The 13,468-nt window shown below is 71.8% G+C and carries 2 protein-coding genes; both read left to right on the forward strand.

Translation table 11 applies throughout. The annotated features are described in order from the left end of the window. Positions 1 to 157 precede the first annotated feature (157 nt). Complete coding sequence (locus WME89_RS19375; protein WP_438010595.1) at positions 158 to 11,491, forward strand: amino acid adenylation domain-containing protein; 11,334 nt, start codon at positions 158 to 160, stop codon at positions 11,489 to 11,491. Positions 11,492 to 11,582: 91 nt separating this feature from the next. Beyond that, positions 11,583 to 13,322, forward strand: a complete 1,740-nt coding sequence (locus WME89_RS19380) for a cyclic peptide export ABC transporter (RefSeq protein WP_438010596.1) — start codon at positions 11,583 to 11,585, stop codon at positions 13,320 to 13,322. The last annotated feature ends 146 nt before the right edge of the window (positions 13,323 to 13,468 follow it).

Here is a 13,468-nt window from a genome sequence, read left to right on the forward strand (position 1 = left end):
CACGCGTGTCGAGCTAGCAGCCGAACGCCTGGCGGCGACGGAAGGTCCCAGGCGCAGCCTTGTCGAAGGAGCAGCAATGGAAGAGCGGGTCATTGAAGGGTTCCGACTGTCACCCCAGCAACGAGAGATCTTTGACTCCGGGGTGGAGCAAAGCCTCGTGGCGCAAGGCGCCCTCCTGCTGGAAGGCCCGCTGGACGTCGAGCGGCTGGCCCGCGCGCTCGAGGCCGTGGTCGCGCGCCACGAGATCCTGCGCACCCGGTTCCAGCGCCTGACGAGCATGGGTGTCCCGCTCCAGGTCATCGCCGAGGACGCGCTCTTCGATCTCTCGTCCAGCGACGCCGCGGGCTGCGAGGCGCCGGACGTCGCCGCCGCGCTGGACGAGGCGCGCCAGCGTCCCTTCGATCTCGCGGGCGGCGCTCCCCTGCGTGCGTCGCTCAAGGCGCTGCCCGGCGCGCGGCACCTCCTCGTGCTCACGGCCCCGTCGCTGTGCATGGACGCCCGCTCGCTGAACAACCTGGCGCGGGCGATCTGCGACCTCTACGCGAGCGGCGCCCCCCAGGAGCCCGCGGCCGAGCCGGACGACTGCGTCGAGAGCGCGCGCGGCCGCGAGGCGCGGGAAGAAGCAGACGAGGCAGAGGAGGCAGACGGAGCGGAGGAAGAGGGCCCGATCCAGTACGTCCAGTTCTCCGAGTGGCAGAACGAGCTGGACGAGGAGGAGGACGCCGACAGGGCCAAGGCCTTCTGGCAGAAGTACATCGACGGGGAGCTCCCCACGCTGCGCTTGCCGCTCGAGCGGGAGCCGGGCGACGGCACGAGCGGCGCCTTCACGCCGCGCAGCACGGGCTTCGCCCTGGACAGGGGAGCTGCCGCGCGCATCGACGCGCTCCTCGCGGACCGGGGCCTCGACGCCGATACGTACTTCCTGGCCGCCTGGCTGCTCTTCCTCTCCCGCGCCAGCGACCGCCCCGACGTGCTGACCCGCGTCTGCTTCGACGGGCGCCGGTTCGCGGAGCTCGACGACGCCGTGGGCCTGTTCACGACCGGCGCGCCGTTCCGGATCGAGCTGGACGACGGCGAGAGCGCCGCGCGCCTGCTCGAGAAGGTGGCGTTCCACCTGAAGGACGTGGAGGCGTATCAGCTGTTCTATCCGCGAGAGAGCTCTCCGGCCTCGGCCGATCAGATGGCGCTGGCCTACGAGTACGGCGAGGCCCTCGTTGCCCGCTCGAGCGGCGGTCTCCGCGTCTCCCCGCTCACGCGCGTCTGCTTGACCTCTCGCTTCAGGCTCAAGCTCGTCGTGGAGCGCCAGGCCGACCCTGGCGGCGGCACCGCGGCGTACGCGTGTCGCGTCTTCTACGATGCCGGTCGGGTCGACGACGGCATGGCGGTCGTCTTCGCCCGCGCCATCGAGACGCTCTGCCTTGATCTCGCCGCCCGCTCCGGGCGACCCCTGCGCGAGCTCCGCCTCGTGGACGACGACGAGGGGCAGCGGCTCTTCCGCGAGCTCGGCCGCGGCCGCGCGCTGGACGCCTCCAGCCTGCCTTTTCCCAGCATCGCCGCCGCGTTCGTCGCGTCTGCCGCGCGCTGGCCCGATCGCGCGGCCTATGTCTACGAGCAGCACGCGGTGACGTATGGCGCGCTCGAGCGCCACGCCAACCGCGTGGCCAGGGCCTTGCTCCTCCGCGGCGTCACCCCCGGCGCGCCGGTGCCGCTGTTCCTCTCGCGCGGGCCCGACGTGCTCGCCGGGCTCCTCGGGATCCTCAAGGCCGGCGCCGCCTTCCTTCCGCTCGATCCCGCCCAGCCTCCGCGCCGCATGGCCGCCATCCTCGACGAGGTGAGCCCCGTCGTGATCGTCACCCGCGAGAGCCTCCACCACGCCCTGCCCGAGGCGTACCGCGACGCCGTGCTGCTCGACGGCGTCGGTCTCGACGCGCTGGACGACAGCGATCCTGGCGTCGCGGTGGAGCCTGCGTCGCCCGCCTACGTGCTCTTCACCTCGGGCTCCACGGGGACGCCGAAAGGCGTGGTCGTCCGCCACGACGCCGTGCTCAACCTGGCGCGCGCCCTCCAGGCCGACATCCACGGTAGCCCCGCCGTCGCCCGCCGGTGCAGCCTCAACGCGAACCTCACCTTCGACTCCTCGGTCAAGCAATGGACTCGCCTGCTCTTCGGCGACACCTTGATCGGCATCCCCGAGGAGGTGCGCGCCGACGGCGAGCGGCTCCGGGCCTACCTCGAGTCGCACCGCTGCCAGGTGCTCGACTGCACGCCGTCGCAGATCAAGATCCTGATGGAGGCCGGGCTGCCCGAGGGGCTCGAGCGCGTCCTGCTCGGCGGCGAGGCCATCGACGCCCGGCTGTGGCAGAAGCTCATCGATCTGAGCCGGGAGACCGGCCGCGGGTTCTTCAACCTGTACGGGCCCACCGAGTGCACCGTCAACGCCACCTGGACGCCCGTCGTCGAGCAGGCGGAGGGCGCGCCGGGCCGGTCTCTGCCCGTCATCGGCCGGCCCATCCCGAACGCCTGGGTGGTCCTCCACGACCGGCACGGCAACCCGGTGCCGCCCGGCTTCACCGGCGAGCTCCTCGTCGGGGGCGCGGGCGTCGCCACCTGCTATTTCCGCGACCCCGGAAAGACGGCCAGGAGCTTCGTTTCCGATCCCTACAGCGGCCGTCCGGGCGCCCGCCTCTATCGCACCGGCGATCTGGCGCGCTTCCTCCCCGGAGGTTCCATCGAGTTCCTGGGGCGCGCCGACTTCCAGGTGAAGCTGCGCGGCCTGCGCATCGAGCTCGGCGAGATCGATGCCGCGCTCTCCAGCCATCCCGGCGTCAGGGAGAGCGTGGTGCTCCTGCGCGAGGACCGCCCCGGCGATCAGCAGCTCGTGGCCTACGTCGTCCCCGAGAGGCAGGGACCCGCGCTCGCCGAGCCGGCCGAGGCCCAGGGGAAGGAGCGGCACCGGCTGCCCAACGGGCTCGCCGTGTTTCATCAAAACCGGAACGAGACCGACTACCTGTACGACGAGATCTTCAACAAGAAGACCTACTCTTTCTACGGTATTCGCTTCCCAGACAACGCCGTCGTCCTCGACGTGGGGGCCAACATCGGCATGTACTCGCTCTACGCGCTGCAGCACTGCCGGAGCCCGCGCATCTACGCCTTCGAGCCGCTGCCTCCCATCTTCGAGTCCCTCTCGCTCAACATGCGTCCTCACGGCGCGAACGTGAAGCTCTTCCCCATCGGGCTCAGCCGCGAGGAGACCAGCGTCACGTTCTCGTACTACCCGCGCTACTCCATGATGTCGGGCGTCAGCGAGTACGCGCGGCCGAGCGACGAGGTGGAGGTGGTGAAGCGCTATCTGGAGAAGGAGGCCGACGCGGGCTCGGAGGGGGCGCGCGAGCTCCTGCGCGAGGCGGACGATCTCCTGCGCTTCCGCTTCGAGGCCGAGAGCCACACCTGCCGCCTGCGCCGGCTCACGGACGTCATCCGCGAGGAGGGCATACAGCACATCGACGTCCTCAAGGTCGATGTCCAGCGCGCGGAGCTCGACGTCCTCCGCGGGCTCAGCGAGGAAGACTGGCAGAAGATCGACCAGGTCGTGATGGAGGTCCACCAGGCGGCGGGGGAGGAGAGCAAGGACCGCGTCCGCGAGATATCGGCCCTCCTGGAGCGCCACGGCCTGGAGGTGGCCGCCGAGCAGGACGAGCTGCTCGCCGGCACGGACCGCTACAACGTCTACGCGAGCCGCCTTGGCCTGCGCGAGCGCAACGCGGGGCTCGCCGCGATCGTGCCTGTGGAGAGCGCCCGCGGCGCCGAGCTGTCCGACGCCGAGATCCGCCAGCACCTCGAGGCCTACCTGCCCGAGTACATGATCCCCTCCGCCGTCGTCTTCCTGGACGCCCTGCCGCTCAACCGCCACGGCAAGGTGGATCGGCGCGCCCTGCCCGCGCCCGATCTGGGGACCCGGGATCGCAAGCCGCCGCGCACGCGCCATGAAGCGGCGCTCCTCGATCTGTGGATCGAGGTGCTCGGCGCCCCTCACATCGGCGTCGACGACAACTTCTTCCGCCTGGGCGGCCACTCGCTCCTCGCCACCCAGCTCATGTCGCGCGTGCGCAAGGCCTTCGACGTCGATCTCCCCCTGCGCCTGCTCTTCGAGGCGCCCACGGTCGAGATGCTCGCCAGGGAGATCGAGGCGCGCGCCGGGACCGCCCCCGCGCCGCAGGCCCCGCCGATCGTCGTCCTCCCGCGCGGCCGGCCGATGCCTCTGTCCTTCGGCCAGCAGCGGCTCTGGTTCATTCACCAGCTCGAGCCCGACGCGACCATGTACAATAACCCGCTCGCGTTCCGCGCCAGCGGTCCGTTCGATCTCGACGTCTTCGACCGCACCCTCGCCGCGATCGTGGCGCGGCACGAGGGGCTGCGCACCCGCTTCGTCGCCGCCGGCCAGCTGGGCGCGCACGATCTCGAGGCGCTCGGCGGCGCCGCGCCGGACGCCGCCTATCAGATCATCGATCCTCCCGCCGCGAGCTACCTCGAGATCGTGGATCTCTCCTCCCTGCCCGAAGACGAGCGCCTCGTGCGGGCCCACGCGCTGCGCCGGGAGGACGCGAGCGCCCCGTTCGATCTCGCCTCCGGGCCGCTCTTCCGCGCCAAGGCGCTGCGCTTCGGGCCCGAGGATCACGTGGTGCTCTTCACCACGCATCACATCGTCAACGACGAATGGTCGCTGCGCATCCTGGCGCGCGAGGTGAACGCCGTCTATGACGCCCTCGTCGAGGGCAGGGCGCCCTGCTTGCCCCCGCTGCCCGTGCAGTACGCCGATTTCGCCGCCTGGCAGCGAGAGTGGCTCGGGGGCGAGGGCAGCGAGCTGGCTCGCCAGCTCGCCTACTGGACCGAGGCGCTGCGGGGCGTCCCGCCCGTCCTGAACCTGCCGCTCGACGCGCCGCGCACCACCCGCCGCTCGTACCACGGCAAGGTCCTCCGGTTCCACCTCTCGCCGGAGCTGTCCGCCGCCCTGCGCGCCATGGGCGAGCGCCGCAACATCACCCCCTTCATGCTCTTCTTCGCCGCGTTCGCCGCGCTGCTCCACCGCTACGCCCGGCAGGACGATTTCTGCGTCGGCATCCCCATCGCCGGCCGGAGCCACCGCGAGACCGAGGGCCTCATCGGCTTCTTCATCAACGTCCTGGCCATCCGGTTCGACCTCTCCGGCGCTCCCTCCTTCAGCGACCTGGTCGCGCGCACCCGAGAGACCTTGTTGCAGGCCTACGCGCACCAGGACCTGCCCTTCGAGAAGCTCGTCGAGAAGCTCGAGCTGACGCGCGACATGAGCCACTCGCCGCTCTTCCAGACCAACTTCCATATCGAGGACTCGCTCCTCGTGGGGGCGCACCTGGTCGCCGGCGATCTCGCGCTCAAGGACGTGACGATCGATGGCTTCCACGACGGGGAGGAGCAAGAGACGGCGCGCTTCGAGCTGAGCCTCACCATCCACAACGCCGGCGCGGCCGTGGCCGGGACGTTCCGCTATGACGCCGACCTCTTCTGCGAAGAGACCATCGAGCGCATGGCCGCTCACTTCGAGCGCCTCCTCTCCGCCCTGGCGGCGGACCCGGAGCGGCCGCTCTGCTCCATCCCGCTCCTCGAGGACGCGGAGGCGCAGCGGGTCGCGCGAGCGTCGCTCGGCGAGGCAGCGCCGGTCGACCCGGGCGCCACGCTGCCCTCCCTCTTCCGCGCCCAGGTCGAGCGCACGCCCGAGGCGCCCGCGGTCTCGGCCGGCGGCGCCACGCTCACCTTCGCGGAGCTCGATGTCCTCTCCAACCGCATCGCCCACGCGCTGCGCGCGCGGGGCGTGCGCGCCGATCGACCCGTGGGCCTCTGCGTCGAGCGCTCGTGCGCGCTGATCGCCGGCATCCTGGGCATCCTCAAGGCTGGCGGCGCCTACCTGCCGCTCGACCCCGGCTACCCCGAGAAGCGCATCGCCATGCTGCTGGAGGATGCGTCCCCGCCGGTCGTGCTGGCCCAGGGCGCCACCGCCCCGCGCTTGCCCGCCTCCGGCCCCGACGTGCTGCTGCTCGACGGCGAGGCCCCGTTTCACCTCGGCGCTCCCGCTTCACCCCCCGAGCCGGTCGCCGGCCCGGACCACCTCGCGTACGTGCTCTACACGTCCGGCTCCACGGGGCGACCGAAGGGGGTCATGGTCACGCACCGCAACGCGGTGAACCTGCGCGCCGCCCTCCGCGCGGCCCTCTACGACAGGATGGGCGGCGCGCCCTTGCGCGTGAGCGTCAACGCGCCGGTGGTCTTCGACTCCTCCGTCAAGCAGCTCCTCACGCTGCTCGACGGCAACTGCCTCTACCCCGTGCCCGAGGACGTGCGGCGCGACGCCGCGCGCTTCGTGCGGTGGGTGGCCGAGCACGGCATCGACGTGCTGGACGCGACCCCCTCGCTCTTGCACCTCCTGCTCGACGCAGGCCTCCTCGAGAGGCCCGAGCGCGCCCCGCGCCACGTGCTCCTCGGGGGCGAGGCCATCTCGCCCTCGCTCTGGCAAGCCCTGCTGTCGTCGCGGGACACCCGCTTTCATAACCTGTACGGCCCCACGGAGTGCACCGTCAACGCCACCGCCCACAGCCTGCGTGACGGCGACGCGCTCCCCGTCATCGGCCGATCGCTCCTCAACGTGCGCGTCTACCTGCTCGACGAGGCGCTGCGGCCCGTGCCGCCCGGCATCGTCGGGGAGATCTTCATCGGCGGGGCCGGCGTCTCGCGCGGCTACCTCGGCCGCCCCGCGCTGACCGCCGAGCGCTTCCTGCCGGACCCCTTCGCCGAGCTCCCGGGCGCGCGCATGTACCGCACAGGGGATCTGGCGCGCGCCACTGCCCGCGGCGACATCGCCTTCCTCGGGCGCGCCGACTTCCAGATCAAGATCCGCGGCCACCGGATCGAGCTCGGCGAGATCGAGGCGGTGCTGGCCGGGCACCCCGGCGTGCGGCAGTGCGTCGTGGCGGCCCAGCCTGGGCGCGGGCAGGCCGCCGAGCGGCTCGTCGCCTGGGTCGTGCCGCACGCCGGCGATGCCGTCTCCGCCCGCGCGCTGCGCGACTTCCTCGCTGCCCGCCTGCCGGAGTACATGGTGCCCTCGGTCGTCCGGCTCATCGCCGAGATCCCGCTCACCATCAACAAGAAGGTGGATCTCGCCGCGCTGCGCGCCGAGGCGCAGGGCGCGGTCGACGCGCGCCGCGAGGCGGGGCTCAGCCCCGTCGAGGGCATCGTGGTCTCCGTGATGGCCGACCTGCTCGGCGCGAGCCACGTCGGCCTCGACCAGGACTTCTTCGCGGAGCTCGGCGGCCACTCGCTCGCGGCCATCCAGCTCATGTCACGCCTCTCGAGCGCCCTCGGCGCCGGCCTGGAGCTGCGCACGATCTTCGACCACACCACGCCGCGCCGCCTCGCGCGGGCCGCCGCAGAGCGCCTGCGCGAGGGCGGGCTCGACGATCTGCCGCCCATCGAGCCCGCCCCGCGCGACCAGGAGCTCCCGCTCTCCTTCGCTCAGGGTCGGCTCTGGCTCCTCGACCGCATGAACCCGGGGTCGGCCGCCTACAACACGCCGCACGCGGTGCGCATCGCCGACGAGCTCCACGTGGCGGCCCTCGCGCGCGCCCTCAACGAGCTCGTGCGCCGCCACGAGCCCCTGCGCACCCGCTTCCCCGAGACCGACGCTCGCCCCGTCCAGGTCATCGAGCCGTTCGTTCCTTTCGAGCTGCCGGTCGAGGACCTGTCTCACCTCGGCCCCGCGGAGGCCGAGGCCGAGGCGCGCCGCAGGGCCGAGCGGGAGGCGTCCCTCGGGTTCGATCTGGCCGCTGGCCCGCTCGTCCGCTTCCGGCTGCTCCGCCTCTCCGCGCGGGATCATGTGCTGCTCTTCAACATGCACCACATCATCACCGACGCTCCTTCGCTCGACATCCTGTGGGGCGAGGTCCTCGGCCTCCACGAGGCCTTCAGCGCCGGACAGCCGTCGCCGCTGCCGGAGCTCGGCCTCCAGTACGCCGATTATGCGGTGTGGCAGCGAAGGTCGCTCGCGGGCGACGCCATCGCGCGCCAGCTCGCGTACTGGAAGGAGCGCCTGCGCGACCTCGGCCCCATCGATCTCCCGCTCGACCGCCCGCGCCCGCCGGTGGAGACCTTCGCGGGCGGGAGGTACCGTTTCCGCCTCGATCACGGCGTGAGCGACGCGTTGCGCCGGCTGGCCCGCGAGCATGACGCCACGGTCTTCATGGCCGTGCTCGCCGCCTATTCGGCCTTCCTCTCGCGCATATCCGCCCAGGAGGACATCGCCGTCGGCACGCCCGTCTCCGGCCGCAGCCAGCGCCACACCGAGCGCATGATCGGCTTCTTCATCAACACGCTCGTCATGCGCTGCGACCTGTCCGGCGCTCCCTCCTTCGCCGGGCTGCTCGCGCGCGTGAGGGAGGTCGCCCTCGGCGCCTACACGCACCAGGACATCCCGTTCGAGAAGCTGGTCGAGGAGCTCTCGCCCGAGCGCGACACGAGCCGCTCGCCGCTCTTCCAGGTCTGCCTCACCTACCTCGACCTGCCCTCGGTGGCTGGCGCGGACGGCGGCGGCGGCGACCTCGACTTCGACGTGAACGTCGCCAAGTTCGACCTGACCCTCGCCGTCGCGCACCGGCCGGGCGCGCCGCTCGCCCTCTCGTTCGAGTACAGGACCGCGCTCTTCGACGAGGCGACCATCGCGCGGCTGGCGATGCATTTCCAGAACCTCCTCGCCGCCCTCGTCGCCGCGCCCGACGCGCCCGTCCACGATCTGGACCTGCGCGACGAGGCCGAGCGCGCGCAGATGCGCGCCTGGAACAGCACGGAGGCCGACCTCCTGGCCGAGGCCCTCCCCGGGGCCGGCCCGCGGCCCATGCCCTGCGTGCACGAGCTCGTGGCGGCGCAGGCCGCGCGCACCCCGGAGCGCGTCGCGCTCGTCTTCGGGGACGAGCGCGTGACGTACGCCGAGCTCGACGCACGCGCGAGCCAGCTGGCCCACCACCTGCGCCGCCTCGGCGTCCGAGCGGACACGGTGGCCGTCCTCGAGGACCGCTCGGTGGACCTCATCGTGGCGCTCCTCGGCATCCTCAAGGCGGGCGGGGCTTACCTGCCGCTCGACCCCGCGCACCCCCCGAAGCGCCTCGCCTTCGCCCTGCGCGACGCGCGCTCGCCCGTCCTGCTCACGACGTCCCGGTGGGCCGCGGTGGCGCGGCAGGCAGCCCCGGAGGCGCGCGTCGTCTGCCTGGACTCCGAGTGGCCCGCGATCGCGCGCGAGCCGGCGGAAGCCCCGGCGCCCCTCGCGACGCCCGCTCACCTGGCGTACGTCCTCTACACCTCGGGCTCCACGGGCGAGCCCAAGGGCGTCATGATCCCGCATGAGGCCCTGACGAACTTCCTCTGGAGCATGTCGCGCGAATGCAGGCTGACCGAGCGGGACAGCCTCCTCGCCGTGACGGCCATGACCTTCGACATCTCCGCCCTGGAGATCTACTTGCCCTTGATCAGCGGGGCGCGCGTCGTGCTGGCCCGGACCCAGGACGCCTCCGATCCGGGCGCGCTGGCGCGCCTCGTGGAGAAGCACGGCGTGACGGTCCTGCAGGCCACGCCGGCGACCTTCCGCATGCTGGTAGACGCCGGCTGGAAGGGCAGGGAGGGGCTGCGCATCCTCTGCGGCGGCGAGGCCCTGCCCGCCGATCTCGCCGCTGCCCTGCGCGAGCGCAGCGCTTCCGTCTCGAACCTTTACGGCCCCACCGAGGCCACCGTGTGGGTCTCCTGCCTGCGCGTCGGGGCCGACTGCGCCGGCTCGACCGGGGCCGTCTTCCTCGGCGGTCCCATCGCCAACACGACGCTCCACATCCTCGACGCGAGGCTGCGGCCAGCGCCGGTGGGCGTGCCCGGCGAGCTCTACATCGGCGGCGTGCAGCTCGCGCGCGGCTACCTCGAGCGGCCTGCCCTGACCGCGGAGCGCTTCCTGCCCGATCCCTTCTCCGGACGGCCCGGGGCGCGGCTCTACCGCACCGGCGATCGAGCCCGGTATCGTCCCGACGGGACGATCGAGTTCCTCGGGCGCATCGACACGCAGGTCAAGCTCCGGGGGCTCCGCATCGAGCTCGGTGAGATCGAGGCGGCCCTGCGCGCGCACGAGGGCATCCGGGAGGCCGTCGTCGTGGTGCGGCAGGAGCGGCTGGCCGCCTACGTGGTGCCCGCGGATCCGCAGGCCGCGCCGGCGGGGGCGGCGCTGCGGGAGTCCCTGCGCGCCCAGCTCCCCGAGTACATGGTGCCGAGCTCCTTCACGGCGCTCGAGGCGCTGCCGCTGAGCTCGAGCCGCAAGGTCGACCGCAAGGCGCTCCCGGCGCCGGCGGAGGGCTCCGGCCGCCGCTTCGTCCACCCGCGCACCCCTCTGGAGTGGCAGGTCTGGCGGGTCATGGCCGAGCTGCTGCATGTCCCATCGCTCGGGGTCAAGGACAGCTTCTTCGAGCTGGGCGGCCACTCGCTGATGGCCGTCGCGCTGATCGGCCGGCTCAACGCCGTGTCCGGGCAGGAGCTGCCGCTCACCGCGGTCTTTCGCCACCCCACGGTCGAGGAGCTGGCGGGGCTGCTGCTCCGCGGAGGGGCCGGCGGCGACGGCGTCGCGGGCCGCTCTCCGCTCGTGGAGATCAAGCCGGGCACCGGCAAGCCGCCCTTGTTCCTGGTGCACCCGATCGGCGGCACCGCCTTCTGCTACGCGGGGCTCGCGCGCGCGCTCGGCCCGGATCAGCCGGTCTTCGCCTTCCACGCGCCCGGCCTGGAAGAGGGGACGGCGCCGCTCCGGAGCGTGGACGCCATGGCGCGCGTGTACGCGGATGCGCTGGAAGCGACCTATCCCGCGGGGCCGGTCCACGTCGGCGGGTGGTCGATGGGCGGCGTCGTGGCGTTCGAGCTGGGGCGGCAGCTGCGTGCGCGGGGCAGGGAGGTGGCGCCCCTCGTCGTGGTGGACGCCACGATGCCGCTCCACCCGAGGGCCGAGCGCAGGACCGACATGCAGGTGATGCTCGGCTTCATCGGCAACCTGGAGCTCTCGCCCGAGGATCTGGGCCTCTCGCGCGGCGCCGACTGGACGCTGGACAGGATGCTGGACGCCGTGGTGGTGAAGGGCAAGGCCGCCGGCGTCCTGCCGGCCAGCGCCGAGCGACGCCTCCTGGCGCGCTACTTCGAGGTGTTCGCGGCCGGCGCCAGGGCGCTCGACGGCTATCGCCCCGCCTCGTCGGCGGCCGACACGCGCGCTCTCTACGACGGCGACGTCCTCCTGTTCAAGGCGGCCGACGCGCCGCCCGACATCGCGCAGGGCTGGCAGCGCTCGACGAGAGGGCACGTCCGGGCCTTCGACGTGCCGGGCAAGCACCACCAGCTCATGGATCCGCCGTACGCCGACGGGATCGCCGCCAGCGTCCGCGAGGCTCTGGGTTGAGCCGGGCAGCGCGCGCCGCGCGGAGCGTGTGTGCCCCGGAGCGCGCCGGCGGCGGGCGCGGCGCTCGGGGGGCGAGGGGTGAGATCCGGCCATGACCTTCGTCCTGTTCCTTCTCCGAGAGCATCGAGCGATCGTGGCGCTGGCGGCCCTGGTCGGTCTGGCCGGCGGCGGCGCGAACGCGAAGCTGGTCGCCATGGTCAATGGCAATCTGACCGCGATGGCCGCGGGCGGCGTCGGCTCGCCGTGGTTCTACCTGGGCGTGACCGCCATGGCCTTCGCGGCCGGGCTCCTGTCGGAGCTCATCCTCGTCTTCCTCTCGGAGCAGATCACCTACCGCCTGCGCATCAACATGTGCGCCCAGATCATGCGGCTGCCGGTGGCGGAGGTGGAGAAGGTCGGCAGGTCGCGCCTCACGGCCACCTTCACCCAGGATATCCAGACGGTCACGACCGCCCTGCTGCGGATACCCACCCTCTTCGTGAACGCGGCCGTCACCGTCGGCTGCCTCGTGTACCTGGGCTTCCTCTCGCCGGTGATGCTCGCGGTGCTGTTCGGGTTCCTCGTGCTCTCGCTGGCTTCCTACCTCGTCCCGGAGCGGTGGGCGATAAGGAAGATGGAGGTGTATCGCCACGAGTACGACCGGATGATCTGCCAGTTCGACGCCATGAGCCAGGGCGCCAAGGAGCTCAAGCTGCACCACGCGCGGCGGCGCGCCTTCTTCGAGGAGGTGCTGTGCGAGACCGCGGGGCGCGTGCGGTCGGCGGCCCACGGGCACCGCGTCGTCTATGCGGTGCTGACCCACTGGTCGCAGATGCTGTTCTTCCTTTTCGTGGCGATCCTGATCTACCTCATGCCGAGGTACGAGGCGCTCGACGCCAAGGTGATCACCGGCTTCGCCCTGGTCATGCTCTACCTCGTGGCGCCGCTCGATCAGCTCATGATGTCCTTGCCGCGCTTCCGCGCCGCCGACGTCGCCTTCGTCAAGGTGCGTCAGCTCGGGCTCGAGATGGACGCGACGAGGCACGGCGTCAGCCTGCTGGAGCCCGGGTCCGCGGAGCCGGACCGCGGAGGCCTGCCGCCGCTGCGCGAGATCCGCCTGCGCGGGCTGACGCACGTCTATTACCGCGAGCGGGAAGAGCGTCAGTTCGTCATGGGCCCCATCGACCTGACGATCCGCGCCGGGGAGCTCGTGTTCATCACGGGAGGCAACGGCAGCGGCAAGACCACGCTGGGCAAGCTGATCGCGGGGCTCTACGTCCCTGCAGGGGGCGATCTCCTGCTCAACGGCGAGCCCGTCACGGACAGGGACCGAGAGCGCTTCCGGCAGTATTTCTCGGCGATCTTCAGCGACTTTCACGTCTTCGAGCAGATCCTCGGGCTGCCCGTCGCGGAGCTGGACAGCCGGGCGCTCTCCTACCTGGAGAAGCTGGAGCTCGATCACAAGGTGGAGGTGGTGCATGGCGCCCTCTCCACCACCAGCCTCTCGAGCGGCCAGCGCAAGCGCCTGGCGCTGCTGGTCGCGTACCTCGAGGACCGACCGGTCTATCTCTTCGACGAGTGGGCCTCGGACCAGGATCCGGAGTTCAAGCACGTATTTTACCGTCACCTCCTGCCCGAGCTCAAGGCGAAGGGAAAGACGGTCATCGCCATCTCGCACGATGACCGCTACTTCGACGTGGCCGACCGCGTCCTGAAGCTCGCGGATGGCCGGCTTCAGGCCGACCCAGCGCGCCAGCCGGTCGTCGGCTCCGACGGAGATGACGCGCGGCGAGGCCGCGAGGGCGTAAGCGACGCGAGGGGAAGAGAGGAGCGGAGCGAAGAGTGGCCTTGATCCATGAACCATCGTGATCTGCACCGCTGGCGCCGCCGCGATGTGTCCACCGTCGACACCGGAGGTCAATCAAAGATGCCTGGATTGGGTGGCATCAACTGGCAGATGATGTATGCTGCACCCGCAATCGCTACCTGCGTACGGTG

Source organism: Sorangium sp. So ce321, assembly GCF_051530195.1.
Lineage (GTDB): Bacteria > Myxococcota_A > Polyangia > Polyangiales > Polyangiaceae > Sorangium.

Coding starts and splice junctions, on each gene's coding strand:
- WME89_RS19380 (WP_438010596.1), top strand. CDS start 11,583: ATGACCTTCGTCCTGTTCCTTCTCCGAGAGCATCGAGCGATCGTGGCG.